The following is a 17,240-nucleotide window of genomic DNA, read 5'->3' as shown; positions in this document are numbered from 1 at the left end:
AGCGTGAGACGTTCCCAAGACGCCGAATTCGAGGCCTTCGTACGCCGCCACCGAGCGCAGCTCGTCGGCACCGCCCGGCTGCTGACCGCCGGTGACGCCCACCTGGCCGAGGACCTGGTCCAGACGACCCTGGTCAAGGTCTATCTCGCCTGGGGGCGAGCGTCCCAGCAGCCCGCTGCGTACGCTCGCCGCACCCTGGTCAACTGCCTGACCGACCACCGCAGGCGGCCGTTCTTCCGGCGGGAGCAGGGCGCGGACTCGCTGCCCGAGGCTCCCGTCGAGGATCCGGCGATGGTCGATCCCGAGCTGGTCGCGGCGCTGGCCGAGCTCCCACCCCGGCAGCGCGCGGCCGTCGTGCTCCGCCACGTCCACGACCTCTCGGTCGACGAGGTCGCCGACGCGCTCAGCTGCTCGACCGGAACCGTGAAGTCCCAGACGGCACGCGGCCTGGACAAGCTCCGGGCGCTGCTCACCCCCACCCAACTGACAGGAGACTCCCGATGAACGACGTGATCGACCGCCTCGCCCGCCTGACCCCCTCGCCGGCCGCCCCGACCGGGGATGCCACCGCCGATCTCCGCCGTGGCCACCAGGCCCTCTCCCGGCGCCGGATCAAGCGCGCCGCCCTCGGCGGTGCGGCACTGACCCTCGCGGTCGGCGGCGCCTTCGGCGGGATCGCGCTGACCTCCGACAACGGCAGCACCCCGGCGGTCCAGGCCGCCGACACCGTACGCCTCGTCGACTACGACGGCACCCAGATGCCCGGCTACACCGTCGCCAAGGTGCCCGAGGGGTTCGTGCTGCAGGGCTCCGACCAGTTCGTCCTCGCCGTCGCCCGCCCCGACGACAAGTCCTCCATCAGCGACTTCCGGGACAAGATCGTGGTCACCCTCGAGAGCCCGTCCGGCACCGAGGACTCGCCGAACACCACCGTCAACGGCCAACCGGCCACCCTCGTCACCACCCCCGACGGCGCGACGATGCTCAAGTACGCCTACCGCGACTTCACCGTCGTCATCCAGATGTGGAACTCCATCCACCTCACCGACAAGCAGCTCGTCGAGTTCGCCGAGGGCGTCGAGGTCACCGCCGACGCCAAGCCCTCCGTCGGCTGACCCCTCCGCGGGCGCTGCACCAGCCGATGACACTTTGTGAACCGTTCACAAAGTGTCATCGGCATGCGCAGGTTCGTCGCTAGGCTTCGCGGGTGGGCGTCAACGATCTGAGCAACGATGAGTTCGAGCGGCTCTGCGGCCCATGGGCGACGCGCACTCCGGCTGATGTGGCCGCACTGTTCGCGGGTTATCCCGGCACCTGGTGGATAGCGGGTGGTTGGGCGATCGAGGCGTTCACCGGCGTACGTCGCGAGCACGAGGACGTCGACGTCAGCGTGCTTCGCGACGAGCTGCCGAGCCTGCGGAAGCATCTGGCCGGCCGCCTCGATGTGTGGGCGGCCGGGAGCGGGGCACTTCGTCCCCTGCTGCCTGATGACGACATCGACGACGATCCTGACGCAGCGTTGTGGGACACCGAGGGACAGATCTGGACGCGCGTCAGCGCGCAGGACCCTTGGGAGTACGACATCCTGCTCTCCCCCGGGAGCGCTCGGCTCTGGGAGTACCGACGCGATCCGTCGATCCGGATGCCGATGAGCGATGCGCTCTGGGCGCGCGACGGCGTCCGCTACCTGCAGCCCGAGATCCAGCTGCTCTACAAGGCACCGGGCCTACGACACAAGGACCAGCTCGACTTCGACAACACCGTGCCTCTGCTCGACGATCGCCGGCGCCGCTGGCTGCGGCAGGCGCTCGAGCAGACCCTCCCCGACCACCCTTGGATCGCGGCCCTCTAGCCGCTCGGCGGCTTCGACTCAGGAGACCGTGGTCAGCAGCTGGGTGGCGCGGGTGAGGACGACGTAGAGGGTGGCGCGGCCGGTGGCCGACTCACGCTCGATCTCGTCGGGGCTGACCACGACGATGCCGTCGAACTCGAGGCCCTTGGTGTCCAGGCCGGTGAGGACGACGATGCGGTCCTCGCCGGAGGGCACCGAGGTCGGGTCGGCGGCAGAAGCGGCGGCCGATGGAGCGTCGGCCGCGAACTCCGTCCACGATGCCAGCCACGAGTTGACCTCGGAGCGGCGCGCGACCGGGACCACGATGCCGACGGTGCCGCCGACCTGCGAAGCGATCTCGCCGACCGCCTCTCGGGTGGCCTTCTCCAGGTCGACCGCGTGCTCGATGACCCGCGGCTCGACGCCGGTGGAGCGGACCGCGGTGGGCAGGTCGGCGTCGAGCCCGACGCGCTCGGCGTAGGCGGCGGCGAAGGCGTAGATCTCGGCCGAGTTGCGGTAGTTCGTCGACAGGTGGAAGGAGTGGACCGGCTTGCCCTCGAGCGCCTTGGCCCGCGCCTCCTCCGCCTCCGCCGGCACCGGCCACGAGGACTGGGCGGGGTCGCCGACGATGGTCCACGAGGCCGTACGTCCCCGGCGACCGACCATCCGCCACTGCATCGGGGTGAGGTCCTGGGCCTCGTCGATGAGGATGTGGGCGAACGGGTCGTCGTCGATGCGGTAGGTCGGCGGACGCCAGCCGCGGCCCGAGGCGAACTCGCGGTCGGAGGCCGTCATCAGCTCGGCGATGTCGATGCCGCTCTGGTCGGCGTCGCGCTCGTCGGCCGCCTGCTCGGGGATGTCGCCGATCGCGTAGCGGAGCTCGTCGAGCAGCGGGATGTCCTCGATGGCCAGGTCGGCGTCGGTCAGGCCGCGGCCGGCCCACGACTTGAGGAGCAGCTGCTGCTCGTCGTGGGTCAGCACTCCCTCGGAGACGCGGGCCAGGAACTCGGGGTCGCGGAGCCAGCCGAGCACCTCGCGCGCCTCCAGCGCCGGCCACCAGGCGGCGGCGAACTCGAGGAAGGCCGGGTTGTCGAGCATCTCGTCGTTGAAGACCTCACGGCCCCGCTCACGGCCGCGGTCGCCGCGTACCTGCCGCCAGAGGATGTCGAGCAGCATCTGGGGTACGCGGCGCAGCTGCTGGTTGCGGCGGCCCTGGCTCATCAGCTGCCGGCGCAGCTCGCCGAGCCGCTTGCCGTCGAGCCGCAGCGAGTCGTCGCGGTAGAAGACCTTGAACTCGCGCGGGGAACCCGGCGCCTGCTGGCGGGAGGCACGGCGCAGCACCTCGGCCATCCGGGCCGAGCCCTTCACGTCGGCGACGGCGGGGTCGTTGTGCCAGGTCGCGCGAACGCCGTCCACGACCTCACCCAGGGAGCGCAGCGCCACCGCGGTCTCACCGAGGCTCGGCAGGACGCGCTCGATGTAGCGCATGAAGACGCCCGAGGGACCCACGATGAGCACGCCGCCGGACTCGTAGCGACGACGCTCGGTGTAGAGCAGGTAGGCGGCGCGGTGGAGCGCGACCACGGTCTTGCCGACGCCGGGACCACCGGAGATGGTCGTGACACCCTTGCCCGGCGCGCGGATGGCCTTGTCCTGCTCGGCCTGGATGGTGGCGACGATGGAGTGCATCGTGCGGTCGCGAGCGCGGCTGAGCTGGGCGATGAGGGCGCCCTCGCCGACGATCGGCAGGTCCGCGCCGGAGCGCTCCAGGGCCTCGGCGTCGAGCAGCTCGTCCTCGACACCGATGACGGTCTGCCCCTCGGAGCGGAGCACCCGGCGCCGGATCACCGACTTCGGCTCGACCGCGGTGGCCTGATAGAACACCGCGGCCGCAGGCGCACGCCAGTCGATCAGCAGCGAGTCACGCTCGGCGTCGCGCAGACCGATGCGGCCGACGTATCGGGGTTCGGGGTCGATCGCGGGGTCGAGGTCGAGGCGGCCGAAGACCAGCCCCTCGTGGGCAGCGTCGAGCTGCGCGATCCGTCGCGCCGCCTGGAAGGCGAACGCATCGCGCTCGACCAGTCCGCCCTCGTGTCCCAGACGCCCACGGTCGCGGCCCTCGTTGGCCAGCTCCTGCGCAGCGCGCGCCGACTCCCCCAGCTGGAGGTAGACACGATCTACGAACCCCTGCTCCTGAGCGATCTCGCGCTCAGCCAGCTTGTCGTTCAACTGGATGTTCCCCCGTCACAAAGATCCACACCCGCCGTGCGCCCCCCATGGCGCACGGCAAGGAGACAACTCTACCCCGACGTGGGGTAACGAGGGCACGCGCGCCACCGAACGACTACCGCTTGCGGGTCAGGAACGCGGTCATCGCCTCACGGGCCTCCTCGGAGCCGAAGAGGCGGGCGGAGAGGGTGGCCATCTCCTCGCCGCCGGCGTCGATGTGCTCGACCAGGCCGCGGACCATGAGGCGCTTCGTCTCGCGCAGACCCTGCGGGGAGCCCTTGAGCAGGGAGGAGGTGATGGCGGCGACCTCGTCGTCGAGAGAGTCCGCGGGGACGGCGGCGGTCAGGATGCCGATGCGGGCGGCTTCGGCGGCGTCGAACTTGTCACCGGTGAGGAAGTAGCGGGAGGCGGCGCGGGAGTCGATCCGGGGCAGGATCGAGAGGGAGATCGCGGCCGGCGCCAGGCCGAGCCGGACCTCGGTGAGCGCGAACGAGACGGTGTCGGCGGCGATCGCGATGTCGGCGGCGGCGACGAGCCCGAGACCGCCCGCGCGCACCGGCCCCTGGACCTTCGCCACGACGGGCTTGGTCAGGGCGACGATGGTGCGCTGGAGACGTACGATCCCGCGGGTGCCCTCCTCCATCGGCACCGTCGCGGCCTCGGAGAGGTCGGCGCCGGAGCAGAAGACGGTGCCCGTGGCCTGGAGGACGACCGCCTTGACCGAGGTGTCCTTGTCGGCCGCGTGCAGTGCCTCGAACAGCTCGGTGACCAGCTGGCGGGAGAGTGCGTTCCGGTTGGCCGGCGAGTCGAGGGTGATGGTGGCGACACCATCGACGACATCGAGGTGGACGAGCTCAGCGGTGGTTTCGGGCGACTCAGTCATGGGGCAGACACTACGGTGCTTGACTGGACGTGTGGACCGGGTGCTCTATGCATTTTCCGCCATCCCCCGGGAGGGCTTCCTCCCACCCGAGGAGCGGGACTTCGCGGGCTTCGACGAGCCGCTTCCGATCGGCCACGGGCAGACCAACTCGCAGCCGCGGACCGTGGCCGACATGCTCCGTCTCCTCGAGGTCGCACCGGGCGACAAGGTGCTCGACGTCGGCTCCGGGTCGGGCTGGACGACCGCGCTCCTCGCCCACCTGACCGGCCCCGAGGGAAGCGTCGTCGGGGTCGAGCTGGAGCCCACCCTGGTGAGGTTCGGCCGCCGGAACCTGGCGGCGACCGACCAGCCGTGGGCCCGCATCGAGAAGGCGAAGCGCGATGTCCTCGGATGGCCCCCAGAGGCTGCGTACGACCGCATCCTCGTCTCCGCCGAGGCCGAGGCGCTCCCGAAGGAGCTGATGGACCAGCTCGCCTCGCCCGGCCGGATGGTGATCCCGGTCGCCGGGCTGATGATGCTGGTCGAACGGAACGCGACCGGCACCGCACGGCTGAGCAGCCACGGCTGGTACCGCTTCGTGCCGCTGCGCAGGAAACCCTAAGGATTCGTACGCCGCGGCCGCTCGTTCTCCTCAGGGTGCGGCACCGCGCGCAGCTTGCCCGGCGGCACCGGGGGCGGCGGCTTGGTCGGCGGCAGCGGCCGGCTGAACTCGTCGCGGCGCCGGATCCGCCGAGCGGTCTTGCGGAGCCAGGAGGGGTCCATGACGATCTCGTGGGTGTTGCCGTCGGGGCCGTCGAAGGTGACCGCGACCGTCTCGAAGCCCTTGTGGCGCTGCATGAGGGCGTAGCTGGCGTACGCACGGCGGTCGGCCTCGGTCAGCTCGACGTCGTCGGTGAAGAGAGTGAGGAGCGCGCGCGGCCACAGGTGGCGCGAGTAGACGACGTTGACCTCGATCGAGATCACCACCATCAGCGCGGCGATGTAGAGGAAGGCGACCAGGCCGAGGACCAGGGCGAAGGTCTGGTTCATGCCGCGGGTGGCGGCGAGCACGTGCTGGACGAACTCGGCACCGAAGTACTGCAGCACCTGCCACAGCATCGCGAACGTCAGCGCCCCGGGAAGGGCGTGGCCGAACGCATGGTCGCGGGTGGTGGCCATCCGGAAGACGACGCACAGCATCCCGGTGACGATCACGACGGTGCCGAGGATGACCAGCCAGTAGCCGACATCGACCGCCTTGAAGCCGAGGAAGTCGGTGCGGCTCAGCACCAGCGACAGCGCGGTGACCGAGAGGATGGCGAGGCCGCCGGCGGCGAGCATGAGCAGCGACCGGACCCGCAGGAAGATCGGGTTCGGGCGGCTGTTGCGCGGCACCGACCAGGCGGTGTTGACCGCGTTCTGCATCGAGAGGCCCAGGCCGAGCGCACCGTAGAGGGCCGCGATACCACCGATGATGATCGCGCTGGTCGACCCGGTGAGCTCCTTGCGACCGAGCTGGTCGCCGATGATCGGGAACTGCGCCAGCGCCGTGTCGAGCACCGCCTCCTGCAGGCTCGGGTCGCCTTCCAGCACGAAGCCGAGGATCGAGGAGGCGAGCAGCAGGATCGGGAAGACTGCGACGAAGGCGTAGTAGGTGATGATCGCGGCGAGGTTGTTGCCCTGGTCCTCGTAGAACTTGTAGACGACGGCGATCGGGAACGCGACCGGCGGGAACCGGCGCTGAGCCCGATCCATCGCCCTCGCAACTCCAGCCATGAGGGTCAGGCTAACCCCTGCCTGACCCGATAGATTGAACGTCGGTCACGTCAGCAGGTCAGCACACTCGAGGAGATGACCCACCAGATGTCCAACTTCGGCCCGCCTACGGGGCCGCCGCCAGGCGCACCGCAGGACCCCATGCGTGGACCGCAGCCCCAGGCCCCGCCGTGGGCACAGCAGGCGTACGTCCCCTCCGGTCCCCCGCTCGCGACCTGGGGTCGCCGGGCCGGGGGCGCGCTGATCGACGCGGCGCTGCTGCTGCCGTTCTACCTGGTCGCCGGGGTCGGTGGCGGGCTGTCTCAGGAGTCCGGCTTCTTCGTCACCGCGTTCGGCCTGCTCGTCACCGCGGTCGGCTGGTTCGGGTTCATCGGCTTCGCCGTCTGGAACCATGTCCTCAAGCAGGGCCGCACCGGCTACACCATCGGCAAGGGTGTCGTCGGGATCAAGCTGATCCGTAAGGCCCCCGACAGCTCAACCGGCTCGGCCACCGTCGGCGTCCCGGTCGCTCTGCTCCGACAGGTGCTCCACGTCCTCGACGGGTTCTGCCTGATCGGCTACCTGTGGCCGCTGTGGGACGACAAGCGCCAGACCTTCGCCGACAAGATCGTCGGCACGCTGGTCGTCGTGGAGCCTCGGCCCTAGCCCGGCGGGGCTCAGGCGTGTGCGCTGACTTTTGCGTTGAGATGTGGCCATACTCTGCCCCATGTCTAACTACGGCCCGCCTCCTGGCGCCCCGCAGGACCCTTCCGGCCAGCCCCTGCCGCCGACTCCGCCGCCCGCTCCGGCCTACGGTCAGCCCAGCGCTCCGCCGCCTCCTCCCACGCCGGGCTACGGCGCTGCCCCCGGTTACGGCGCTGCTCCCGGCGGCTACGGTGCCGCCCCGGGTGGCTACGGCACCCCGGCCCCCGGCGGTTACGGCTACGGGGCGCCGACCCCGCCGTACGCCTCCTGGGGCGCTCGTGTCGGCGCCGCGATCATCGACGGGCTCGTCGGCGCGGTGGCCATGATCCCGTTCTGGATCGGCTACGGCCTGCTCATCGGCGGTGCCGCCTCGGGTGCCTCCGAGTACGACCCGAACACCGGCATGTACACGACCGGCGAGCCCAACGGGGCGCTGATGGCCATCGGCGGGCTCCTCCTGTTCATCGGCTTCCTCGTGTCTCTCGCCTTCCTGTTCTGGAACTACGGCCTGAAGCAGGGCAAGACCGGCTACACGATCGGCAAGGGCGTCCTCGGCATCAAGGTCGTCAAGGAGGCCGACGGCCAGGTCCTCGGTACCTGGTTCTCGATCGGACGCTTCTTCGTCCACTACCTCGACCAGCTGGCCTGCTACATCGGCTACCTGTGGCCGCTGTGGGACGACAAGCGCCAGACCTTCGCCGACAAGATCCTCAGCACGATCGTCGTCGTCGAGCCGAAGAAGTAAGAACAGACGTACGCAGCAGGGCCGGTCGCGAAGGCGACCGGCCCTGTGCTCATTTCGTGGTGCTCAGTAGGACTTCGGGAGTCCCAGGGTGTGCATGGCGATGTAGTTGAGGATCATCTCCCGGCTGACCGGGGCGATCCGGCCGAGGCGGGCGGCGACGAGCTGGTTGGCCAGGCCGTACTCGACCGTCAGGCCGTTGCCGCCGTGGGTGTGGACCGCGGCGTCGGTGGCGTTGCAGGCGACCTCGCCGGCGGCGTACTTGGCCATGTTGGCGTACTCCCCGGCGCCCGCGTCATCACCGGCGTCGTAGAGCGCGGCCGCCTTCTGCCACAGGAGGCGAGCCTGCTCCAGCTCGATCTTGACCTTCGCGAGCGGGTGCGCGATGCCCTGGTGGGAGCCGATCGGGGCGTCCTTCCAGACCGAGCGGCTGGCGGCGTACTCCACGGCCTTCGCCAGGGCGTAGCGGGCCATCCCGCAGGAGAGGGCGGCGCCCATGATCCGCTCCGGGTTGAGGCCGGCGAAGAGCTGCCAGATGCCGCCGTCCTCGTCGCCGACGAGGGCGTCGGCGGGGAGGCGTACGTCGTCGATGAAGAGGGTGAACTGCTTCTCCGGCGCCTCCCAGGCCATCGGGATGACCTGCTTGGTGAAGCCCTCCGAGTCGGTCGGGACCACGAAGAGCGCCGGCTTGAGCTTTCCGGTCTTGGCGTCCTCCGTGCGGGCGACGATGAGGACGGAGTCGGCCTCGTCGACACCGGAGATGAAGGTCTTCTGGCCGCTCAGGACCCACTCGTCGCCGTCACGCTTGGCGGTGGTGGTGATCTTGTGGGAGTTGGAGCCGGCGTCGGCCTCGGTGATCCCGAAGGCCATCAGCAGGCTCCCGTCCGCGATGCCGGGGAGCCAGCGCTTCTTCTGCTCGTCAGTGCCGCAGCGGCCGATGATGCTGCCGCAGATCGCCGGGCTGACCACCATCATCAGCAGCGGGGCGCCGGCGGTCGCGGCCTCCTCGAGCACGGCGGCCAGGTCGCTCATGCCACCGCCACCGCCGCCGTACTCCTCGGGGATGTTGACGCCGAGGAAGCCGTTGCGGCCCATCTCGAGCCACATCTCGGTCATCTTGCCGCCCTCGCGGGCCTGCTTGGCAACGAAGTCGTGACCGTACTTCCCGGCCAGCTTCGCCACCGCCTCGCGCAGCGCGGTCCGCTCCTCGGGCTCGCCAAATGGATTGGGCACGGTTGCGGTGGTCATTCTGCCTCCTCTACGACGGCCAGCACCTCGCCGGCGGCGACCTGGGTTCCTGGTGTGACGTTGATCTGGGTGAGCACGCCGTCGGTGGGCGCGGTCACCGTGTGCTGCATCTTCATCGCCTCCAGGACCAGCAGGGGCTGGCCCTCGGTGACGCTGCTACCGGCCTCGGCGAGCACGTTGACGACCGAGCCCGGCATCGGCGCCAGCAGGCTTCCGGGCTGGGTCTGGGTGGCCGGGTCGGTGAACCTCGGCCGCTTGCGCAGCGCGGTGTGGCCGAACGAGGAGTCGACGTCGATCCGGTCGCCCTCGATCGCGACCGCGTACGTCGTGCGCAGGCCGTCCTTCTCGAGGACAACCCGCTCCTGACCTGCCTCGATGACGTCGAAGCCATCGATGCGGTAGCCGTCGCGGGTGCCGTACCACTCTACTGTGACACCGTCCTCGGAGCCGTCCTCGAAGACCGTCCGCTGAGGCTGGTTGACGACGTTGCGCCAGGCGACCGGGATACCCGGCCGACGGGTCCGCTCGGCCAGGGCGATCGCGGCCGCGACGGGGGCACCGGGGTCCTCGGCCGATGAAAGAAAAATTTCTTTCGCGAGCAGAGCGGTGGTGACCTCGCCGCTGCGGAACGCATCCGAGCCGAGGATCCCGATCAGCTGCTCCCGGTTGGTCACCAGGCCGTGGATCTTGGCCGTACGCAGCACCGAGACCAGCCGCCGGATCGCCGCCTCGCGCGTCGGCGCGTGCACGATCACCTTCGCCAGCATCGCGTCGTAGAAGGTGCTGACCTCCGAGCCGGACGTGTAGCCGGCATCGATCCGGGCGTCGCTCTGGAACTCCAGCTTGGTCAGGACTCCCGATTGCGGCTGATAGTCCGCCGAGGGGTCCTCGGCGTAGAGCCGCACCTCGATCGCATGCCCGTTCACGTCGGTGGTCGAGCTTGTCGAGACCACCCCCGAGACACCCTCGGCGACAGCGATCTGCAGCTCCACCAGGTCGACCCCGTGCACGAGCTCGGTGACCGGATGCTCGACCTGGAGCCGCGTGTTCATCTCCAGGAACCAGAACCGCTCGGTGGCCGCGTCGTAGAGGAACTCGACGGTGCCCGCCCCGCGGTAGTCGATCGCCGCGGCAGCGTTGCGGGCCGCCTCGTGGAGCGCCGACCGGACGGCATCCGGCAGCAGGGGGGCCGGGGACTCCTCGACGACCTTCTGGTGACGGCGCTGCACCGAGCAGTCGCGCTCGCCGAAGACGGCGACGTTGCCGGCACCGTCACCGACGACCTGGACCTCGACGTGGCGGCCGGCCTCGACGTACGGCTCGACGAAGACGGTCCCGTCACCGAACGCCGAGGCGGCCTCGGCCTCGGCGGCCGCGATCTCGGTGGTGAGGGCGTCGAGCGAGCGCACGATCCGCATCCCGCGCCCACCGCCACCGGCGGAGGCCTTGACCAGCAGCGGCAGATCCGCCTCGACCGGGGAGGCCGGCGCCTCCAGGACTGGGACCCCGGCGGAGGCCATGATCTTCTTGGCCTCGATCTTGGAGCCCATCTGCTCGATCGACTCGGGCGCGGGACCGATCCAGACCAGGCCGGCCGCCTCGACGGCGCGGGCGAACTCGGCGTTCTCGGAGAGGAACCCGTAGCCCGGGTGGATCGCGTCGGCACCCGCCACCTTGGCCGCCTCGATGACGAGGTCGGCGCGGAGATAGGTGTCGGCGGGGGCGTTGCCGGGGAGGCGTACGGCATGGTCCGCCTCGGCCACGAACGGCAGGTCCGCGTCGGCGTCGGAGTGCACCGCGACCGTCTCGATGCCGAGCCTGCGGGCGGTGCGGAAGACGCGCGAGGCGATCTCTGCGCGGTTGGCGACGAGCAATCTGGTGATCATGAGGCAATCCCGTTCATCGAGCCTCGGACTCCGGTGGTCGAGCTTGTCGAGACCACCCTCGAGGCAACAGTCCTTGTGGCGGCGACGTCACATCCGGAAGACACCAAAGTTCATCGCCCCCTCGATCTCCTTCGTGGCGATGGCGGACAAGCAGAGTCCGAGCACGGTCCTGGTGTCGCGCGGGTCGATGACCCCGTCGTCGTAGCCGAGGCCGGAGAGGAACATCGGCAGCGACTGCTCCTCGACCATCGACTCGACCATCTCCTTGACGCCCTTGAACCCCTCGGCGTCGAAGACCTCGCCCTTCTTCTCGGCCGACTCGCGGGCGACGATCTCCATCACCCCGGCGAGCTGGGCGGGCCCCATCACCGCGGACTTGGCCGAGGGCCAGGTGAAGAGGAATCTCGGGTCATAGGCTCGGCCGTTCATGCCGTAGTTCCCCGCGCCATAAGACGCGCCCATGATCACGGTCAGGTGCGGGACGGTGGAGTTGGAGACCGCGTTGATCATCAGGGCGCCGTGCTTGATGATGCCGCCCTGCTCGTACTCCGTGCCGACCATGTAGCCGGTGGTGTTGTGGAGGAAGAGCAGCGGGGTGTCCTTCTGGTTGGCGAGCTGGATGAACTGCGCCGCCTTCTGGGCCTCCTCGCTCATCAGCACGCCGCGCGCGTTGGCGAGGATGCCGATCTCGTAGCCGTGCAGCCGCGCCCAGCCGACGCAGAGGCTCGATCCGTAGAGGGGCTTGAACTCGTCGAACGCCACCTCGTTGTCGGGCCCGGTCCCGTCGACGATCCGCAGGATCGCCTCGCGCGGGTCGAAGGGCTCCTTGAGGTCGGTCGGGATCAGGTCGAGCAGGCCGTCGGGATCGAGCTCGGGCTCGTAGCTCGCCTTCGGCTGCGGGCCGCGCTTGCGCCAGTTGAGCCGGGCGACGACGCGGCGCGCCTGCCGGATGGCGTCGTGCTCGTCGACGGCGAGGAAGTCGGAGGAGCCGGAGATGCGCGAGTGCATCTCGGCACCGCCCAGCGACTCGTCGTCGGTGTCCTCACCGGTGGCCATCTTCACCAGCGGCGGGCCGGCCAGGAAGACCTTCGCCCCCTCCTTGACCATGATCACGTAGTCGCTCATGCCGGGGACGTACGCACCACCGGCCGTCGAGTTTCCGAAGACCACCGAGATGGTCGGCTGCTTGCGGGCGGAGGACCTCGTCAGGTCGCGGAAACCGCGTCCGCCCGGGATGAAGATGTCCTTCTGGGTGGGCAGGTCGGCGCCGCCGGACTCGGTCAGGTTGATCGTCGGGAGACCGATCTTCTCGGCGATCTCGGCCGCCCGGAAGGAGCGCTTGAGGGAGTAGGGGTTGAGCGCGCCGCCCTTCACCGTCGGGTCGTTGGCGACGATCATGCACTCGACGCCCTCGACCACACCGATGCCGGTGATGATCGAGCCACCGACCGGGAAGTCGCTGCCCCAGCCGATCAGCGGCTGGGTCTCCAGGAACGGGCTGCCCTCGTCGAGCAGCAGCTCGATCCGCTCGCGGGCGAGGAGCTTGCCGCGGGCCTTGTGGCGGGCGACGTACTTCTCCCCGCCGCCGGCCGCCGCCTTCGCGTGCTCGGCGTCGAGGGCCTCGATCTTCTCAAGGAGTGCTTCTCGGTTGCTCATGATGTGTAGCCCAACAGCTTGGCGGCCAGGTCGGTCATCACTTCGGTGGCTCCTCCTCCGATCGGCAGGATCCGGGCGTCGCGGTAGTGCCGCTCGACCTCGGTCCCGTGCATGTATCCCGTCCCGCCGTGGAGCTGGACGGCCTGGTCGACGACCCAGGTGCAGGCCTCGACCGCTGTCTGCTTGGCCAGCGCCGCCTCGGCGATCGTCTGCTGTGTCGAGCCTTCGCGGTCGTAGCGGGCGACGACCGCGTGCGTATAGGCCTTGGCGACCTCGACCTGGCGGTGCATCTCGACGAGCTTGTGGCGGACGACCTGACGCTTGATCAGCGGCTCACCGAAGGTCTGCCGCTGGCGCGCGTAGTCGGCGGTGAGCGCCAGGCAGCGGGCGGCGGTGCCGTAGCCCTGCACGGCCAGCGCGATCCGCTCGGTCACGAACGCCTCGGCGATGTAGACGAAGCCGGCGTTCTCGTCGCCGACGAGGTTGGCGGCCGGGACGCGTACGTCCTCGAACGCGAGCTCAGCCGTGTCGGAGCACTTCCAGCCCATCTTCTCGAGCTTGCGCGTGACCGTGAAGCCAGGCGTGTCCTTGTCGATCACCAGCAGACTGATGCCGCCGGCTCCTGGCCCGCCGGTGCGGACCGCGGTGGTGACGAAGTCGGCGCGGCAGCCGCTGGTGATGAACGTCTTGGCGCCGTTGACGACGAACTCGTCGCCGTCGCGGATCGCGGTCGTGCGGAGGTGGGAGACGTCGGAGCCGCCGTCGGGCTCGGTGATCGCGAGACTGCCGATCTTCTCCCCGGCCAGGGTCGGCTTCACGTACGTCTCGATGAGGTGGGGCGAGCCGTGCTTGGCGATGTGCGGCAGCGCGATCCCGTGGGTGAACAGGCCCGCGAGCAGGCCGGACGAGGCGCCCTCGGACATCATCCCCTCGGTCACCGCGACGGTGTCGGCCAGTCCGCCGCCCTCGCCGCCGGCCTCCTCGGGGAACCCGATCCCGAGCAGCCCCTGCTTCGCGGCCGCCAGGTGCACCGCCCGCGGGATCTCCTGGTTGTCCTCCCACTCCTGGAGGTCAGGGAAGACTTCACGGCGGGCGAACTCGGCGCCCAGCTGGAACAGGTCGTCGCTCACAGGAGCTCCTCCGGGCTGAGTTCGGCAGGTACCTCGACGATCCGGCTCCGGGCCCACTCGCCCAGACCCTTCGCCTGCGGGTCGAACCTCGTCGAGGCCGCCACTCCTTCGCCGAGCAGGTCGTGGATGACGATGTTCACCCCGCGCAGATGTGGCAGCGGGGTGATGTCGATGGCCAGGTCCTCGGCCTCCGGCAGCAGCGCCCGCACCCACTCCGGGGTGACGGTGTCCAGCAGCCACTCGACGACCGCGTCCGGCCGCCACTGCGGCGCCCAGAGCCCGAGGTTGGCATCGCCGCCCTTGTCCCCGGACCGCGCGTAGACCAGCTCTCCCAGCGCTCGTCGAGGCGTCGCCCCCGTCGGCCGAGGCGTCGGCCCCGTCGGCCGAGGCGTCGCTCCGGTCGGTCGAGTGGTCACCCCGCTCGCTGCGCGTGACGTCTCGGCCGACGCGCGTGACGTCTCGGCCGACGTACGTGACGCCTCGGCCGACGTACGTGACGCCTCGGCGTAGTCGAGGGGAGACGGAACCTCGTAGGTCGACCCGTCGGGGAGGTGGACGGTCTCGGGAGCGCGGTCGCGCCGGACGTACGCAGCCTTGTAGATCCCGAACGGGGACGGCCGCCCCGGGGGCGCGGTGACGTGGAAGCCCGGGTAGGAGGCGAGGGCCAGCTCGATGGCCGGGGCCGTCAGTGCGCGCCCGACGGCGTCGGCGTCGGCGGCCCGCGCGGAGAGCCGCAGGATGCAGGCGGCTCCCTCCTCGGTCGGCGAGTCGGGCGCGGGGATGCGGTAGGTCGACCAGGTGTAGTCGGGACCGATCGGGAGCTCGGCGTCGAGCTGGTCGCGCAGCCAGGCGGCCTTGGCGTCGATGTCGGGGCCGGTGAGCACGAACTCGGCCGAGTTGCGGTAGCCGCCGAGAGAGTTGACGGCGACCTTGAGCGTGGCCGGCGGCGGGGTGCCCGTGACGCCCGAGATGGCCACGCGATCGATCCCGACCTCGGACAGCCGGATCGAGGTGAGGTCGGTGGTGACGTCGGGGCCCAGATAGAGCGGTCCCTGGATCTCGTAGAGCAGCTGTGCGGTGACCGTGTCGACCGTGACGGTGCCCCCGGTCTCGTCCTGCTTGGTGATGATCGAGGAGCCGTCGACGGCGATCTCGGCGACCGGGAACCCGAGCGGGCGAGCCCGGGCCTGCGGCGACATCGTGAGGAACCCGGAGAAGTTGCCGCCGGTGGCCTGGGTGCCGCACTCGATCACGTGGCCGGCGACGACGGCGCCGGCGAGCTCGTCGTAGGAGTCGCGCTTCCAGCCGTGGTGGGCGATCGCCGGCCCGACGACGACGCTCGCGTCGGTCACCCGGCCGGTGACGACGATGTCGGCGCCGGCGTCGAGCGCGTGCGCGATCCCGAAGGCGCCGAGATAGGCGTTGGCGGTCAGCGCGTCCGGGTGGGAGTCGAGGCGACCGCGGAGGTCGTCGCCGTCGACGTAGGCCACCTTCGCCCGCGTGCCGAGCGCCTCGATGGCGGCAGCGAGACCGGCGGGGTTGAGGCCGCCGGCGTTGGAGACGATCTTGACGTCTCGCTGCAGAGCCAGGTCGAGGCAGTCCGCGACCTGGCGCAGGAACGTCTTGGCGTAGCCCGTCGTCGGGTCCTTGAGGGTGTCCTTGCCGAGGATGAGCATGGTGAGCTCGGCGAGATAGTCGCCGGTGAGCACGTCGAGCCGACCGCCCTCGAGCATGTCGCGCATCGCCGAGAACCGGTCACCGTAGAAGCCGGAGCAGTTGCCGATGGTGATCACTTCTTGGGCCTCCCGTCCCCCGCGGGCCCGGCGAACGCCTGGGCGATGGTCAGCCACTTCTCGGCGTCGTCGCCGGTGGTCTCCAGCACGGTGTCGTCGCGGTGGATGCGCTGGGTGACGAGGCGCGCGAAGTCGTACGCCGGGCCCCGGACGCTCTGCGCCGCATCCTCCGGCCCCCACGCCCACTGCTCGCCGGACGGAGCGGTGAGCTCGACGCGGAACGGGTCGGGCGGTGGGGTCAGGCCGTGGACGCCGTAGGAAAAGTCGCGGGTGCGGGTGCCGAGGTGGCAGACGTGCTTGATGCGATCGCTGGGCTCGTAGGTGTGGCCGAGCGCCTCGCGCACGTCCAGCCCGTGGGCCCAGGTCTCCATGAACCGCGCGGTCGCCATCGAGGCCGGCGACATCGGCGGCCCGAACCAGGGCAGCTTCTTGCCGTCCGGGACGTTCGCGAGCGCCTCGGCGAGCTCGCCGCGTACGCCGTCCCAGTGCTGCAACAGCTCCGTCGCCGGCATCGTGGCCAGCGCCAGCGCGGCCTCGTCGACGTAGCCCTCGGGGTTCTTGAGCCCCTCGGTGACCAGCTCGTCCCAGGCGGTCGCGTCACCGGCCACCCACTCGGTCGCGGCGAGCGCGGCCTCGTCGGTCCAGGCCAGGTGGGCGATCTGGGCGGCGACGTCCCAGCCCGCGGCCGGCGTCGGCTCCCGCCAGCCCGCCTCGCTCAGCCCCGCCACCACCTGGCGCAGCTCGAATCCCTCCATGGACAGGTCCTCGAGAAGTTCATCCAGCAGACTCATCGCAGCTCTCTTTCCAGAACCTCGGCCCAGTGATCGAGGATCCGCTCGCGTCGGGCAGCGTCGTCGGTAATCGTGTCAGCCAGTGCCAGGCCACGGACGAGATCGAGCGTGGCCTGCACGAGCTCACGTACGCCGGGCTTCTTCTCGTCCACGTCGAGCAGCTCGACCGTGGCCCGGTGGAGCTCGCGGCCGATCCGCTGCTCGAGCGGACCCACCGCCGCGGCCAGCTGCTCGTCGGTGCGCGCCGCCACCCACAGCTCCAGGGCGGCGGCGAAGACGGGCGAGGTGACCTGCTCGGCGAGCATGGCGAGCACGTGCCGCGTACGCTGCCCGCCCTCCGGCAGCGCCCCGGCAGCCTCCTTCAGCGCCTCACCACGAGCCTCGGTGATGTATTCGACCGCCGCCACGACCAGGTCGTTCTTGGCCGGGAAGTGGTGCAGCTGCGCGCCACGGGAGACCCCGGCGCGCTGGGAGACGAGCGTCGTCGACGTGCCGGCGAAACCGCGCTCGGCCAGCAGCTCGACGGTGGCGTCGAGGAGGCGGGTCCGCATCGCGCGGGTGCGCTGCTCCTGAGGTACGCGGGTGGCCTGGCTCACAGGCAGGCACTCTGCC

16 protein-coding genes are annotated in these 17,240 nt (G+C 70.4%); 6 read left to right on the top strand and 10 right to left on the bottom strand.

Annotation, left to right across the window (positions count from 1 at the left end; genetic code table 11):
* The first annotated feature begins 3 nt into the window (after positions 1–3).
* The 3 genes from UG56_RS12415 (at position 4) to UG56_RS12405 (ending at position 1,852) form a co-directional block, all read left to right on the top strand.
* Positions 4–504 carry a SigE family RNA polymerase sigma factor gene (locus UG56_RS12415; RefSeq protein ID WP_045546973.1) on the top strand — a complete coding sequence of 167 codons (501 nt, stop codon included), beginning with the start codon at positions 4–6 and terminating at the stop codon, positions 502–504.
* The gene (locus UG56_RS12410; RefSeq protein WP_045546972.1) at positions 501–1,115 is read left to right on the top strand and encodes a hypothetical protein; all 615 of its coding nucleotides are present in this window, start codon (positions 501–503) and stop codon (positions 1,113–1,115) included. The genes UG56_RS12415 and UG56_RS12410 overlap by 4 nt, the downstream gene beginning before the upstream one ends.
* Positions 1,116–1,207: 92 nt before the next feature.
* Entirely contained in the window at positions 1,208–1,852 is a 645-nt protein-coding gene (locus tag UG56_RS12405; RefSeq protein WP_052693122.1) for a nucleotidyltransferase domain-containing protein, read from the top strand.
* A gap of 18 nt (positions 1,853–1,870) precedes the next feature.
* Here the strand turns inward: UG56_RS12405 and UG56_RS12400 are convergent, their stop codons facing one another.
* Together UG56_RS12400 and UG56_RS12395 are read right to left on the bottom strand one after the other, a co-directional pair.
* A complete protein-coding gene (locus UG56_RS12400) occupies positions 1,871–4,060 on the bottom strand; it encodes a HelD family protein (RefSeq protein WP_045546971.1) in 2,190 nt (729 codons plus the stop codon).
* Between the two features lie 115 nt (positions 4,061–4,175).
* A complete protein-coding gene (locus tag UG56_RS12395; RefSeq protein ID WP_045546970.1) occupies positions 4,176–4,943 on the bottom strand; it encodes an enoyl-CoA hydratase family protein in 768 nt (255 codons plus the stop codon).
* A gap of 19 nt (positions 4,944–4,962) precedes the next feature.
* Here UG56_RS12395 and UG56_RS12390 point away from each other — a divergent pair, with 19 nt between their 5' ends.
* Positions 4,963–5,544 carry a protein-L-isoaspartate O-methyltransferase family protein gene (locus tag UG56_RS12390; RefSeq protein WP_256206588.1) on the top strand — a complete coding sequence of 194 codons (582 nt, stop codon included), beginning with the start codon at positions 4,963–4,965 and terminating at the stop codon, positions 5,542–5,544.
* On the opposite strand, the gene UG56_RS12385 is transcribed toward UG56_RS12390, so the two are convergent.
* Positions 5,541–6,698 (bottom strand): YihY/virulence factor BrkB family protein, encoded by a 1,158-nt coding sequence (locus UG56_RS12385; RefSeq protein WP_256206587.1) that lies wholly within the window; start codon positions 6,696–6,698, stop codon positions 5,541–5,543. The genes UG56_RS12390 and UG56_RS12385 overlap by 4 nt on opposite strands.
* Before the next feature lie 75 nt (positions 6,699–6,773).
* Between UG56_RS12385 and UG56_RS12380 the strand changes: the two genes are divergently transcribed.
* Both UG56_RS12380 and UG56_RS12375 read left to right on the top strand, forming a co-directional pair.
* The gene (locus UG56_RS12380; protein WP_084100990.1) at positions 6,774–7,343 is read left to right on the top strand and encodes an RDD family protein; all 570 of its coding nucleotides are present in this window, start codon (positions 6,774–6,776) and stop codon (positions 7,341–7,343) included.
* A 61-nt stretch (positions 7,344–7,404) separates the two neighbouring features.
* Complete coding sequence (locus UG56_RS12375) at positions 7,405–8,127, top strand: RDD family protein (protein WP_045546967.1); 723 nt, start codon at positions 7,405–7,407, stop codon at positions 8,125–8,127.
* A 63-nt stretch (positions 8,128–8,190) separates the two neighbouring features.
* Here UG56_RS12375 and UG56_RS12370 read toward each other — a convergent pair whose 3' ends face one another.
* From UG56_RS12370 to UG56_RS12340, 7 genes are all read right to left on the bottom strand, one after another.
* Complete coding sequence (locus tag UG56_RS12370; RefSeq protein WP_045546966.1) at positions 8,191–9,372, bottom strand: acyl-CoA dehydrogenase family protein; 1,182 nt, start codon at positions 9,370–9,372, stop codon at positions 8,191–8,193.
* The gene (locus UG56_RS12365; RefSeq protein ID WP_045546965.1) at positions 9,369–11,258 is read right to left on the bottom strand and encodes an acetyl/propionyl/methylcrotonyl-CoA carboxylase subunit alpha; all 1,890 of its coding nucleotides are present in this window, start codon (positions 11,256–11,258) and stop codon (positions 9,369–9,371) included. Before UG56_RS12365 ends, UG56_RS12370 begins: the two co-directional genes overlap by 4 nt.
* An 87-nt stretch (positions 11,259–11,345) precedes the next feature.
* Positions 11,346–12,914, bottom strand: coding sequence for an acyl-CoA carboxylase subunit beta (locus UG56_RS12360; RefSeq protein ID WP_045546964.1), 1,569 nt, complete (start codon positions 12,912–12,914; stop codon positions 11,346–11,348).
* Positions 12,911–14,044: an acyl-CoA dehydrogenase family protein gene (locus UG56_RS12355; protein WP_045546963.1), complete on the bottom strand. Its 1,134-nt coding sequence runs from the start codon at positions 14,042–14,044 to the stop codon at positions 12,911–12,913. The genes UG56_RS12360 and UG56_RS12355 overlap by 4 nt, the downstream gene beginning before the upstream one ends.
* Positions 14,041–15,837 carry an acyclic terpene utilization AtuA family protein gene (locus tag UG56_RS12350; protein ID WP_045546962.1) on the bottom strand — a complete coding sequence of 599 codons (1,797 nt, stop codon included), beginning with the start codon at positions 15,835–15,837 and terminating at the stop codon, positions 14,041–14,043. Before UG56_RS12350 ends, UG56_RS12355 begins: the two co-directional genes overlap by 4 nt.
* The gene (locus UG56_RS12345) at positions 15,834–16,628 is read right to left on the bottom strand and encodes a TIGR03084 family metal-binding protein (protein WP_045546961.1); all 795 of its coding nucleotides are present in this window, start codon (positions 16,626–16,628) and stop codon (positions 15,834–15,836) included. Before UG56_RS12345 ends, UG56_RS12350 begins: the two co-directional genes overlap by 4 nt.
* Positions 16,625–17,224, bottom strand: a complete 600-nt coding sequence (locus UG56_RS12340; protein WP_218145205.1) for a TetR/AcrR family transcriptional regulator — start codon at positions 17,222–17,224, stop codon at positions 16,625–16,627. The genes UG56_RS12345 and UG56_RS12340 overlap by 4 nt, the downstream gene beginning before the upstream one ends.
* Between the last annotated feature and the right edge of the window lie 16 nt (positions 17,225–17,240).

The sequence above is a fragment of the Nocardioides luteus genome, from assembly GCF_000960475.2.
Lineage (GTDB): Bacteria > Actinomycetota > Actinomycetes > Propionibacteriales > Nocardioidaceae > Nocardioides > Nocardioides luteus_A.
The sequence above is the reverse complement of the archived record's forward strand: the minus strand, read 5'-3'. Positions and strand labels throughout refer to the sequence as shown.

Excerpts from the sequence above, each read along its gene's own strand:
- UG56_RS12410 (WP_045546972.1), top strand. The coding sequence starts at position 501 with ATGAACGACGTGATCGACCGCCTCGCCCGCCTGACCCCCTCGCCGGCC.
- UG56_RS12395 (WP_045546970.1), bottom strand. The coding sequence starts at position 4,943 with ATGACTGAGTCGCCCGAAACCACCGCTGAGCTCGTCCACCTCGATGTC.
- UG56_RS12385 (WP_256206587.1), bottom strand. The coding sequence starts at position 6,698 with ATGGCTGGAGTTGCGAGGGCGATGGATCGGGCTCAGCGCCGGTTCCCG.
- UG56_RS12380 (WP_084100990.1), top strand. The coding sequence starts at position 6,774 with ATGACCCACCAGATGTCCAACTTCGGCCCGCCTACGGGGCCGCCGCCA.
- UG56_RS12375 (WP_045546967.1), top strand. The coding sequence starts at position 7,405 with ATGTCTAACTACGGCCCGCCTCCTGGCGCCCCGCAGGACCCTTCCGGC.
- UG56_RS12370 (WP_045546966.1), bottom strand. The coding sequence starts at position 9,372 with ATGACCACCGCAACCGTGCCCAATCCATTTGGCGAGCCCGAGGAGCGG.
- UG56_RS12365 (WP_045546965.1), bottom strand. The coding sequence starts at position 11,258 with ATGATCACCAGATTGCTCGTCGCCAACCGCGCAGAGATCGCCTCGCGC.
- UG56_RS12360 (WP_045546964.1), bottom strand. The coding sequence starts at position 12,914 with ATGAGCAACCGAGAAGCACTCCTTGAGAAGATCGAGGCCCTCGACGCC.
- UG56_RS12345 (WP_045546961.1), bottom strand. The coding sequence starts at position 16,628 with ATGAGTCTGCTGGATGAACTTCTCGAGGACCTGTCCATGGAGGGATTC.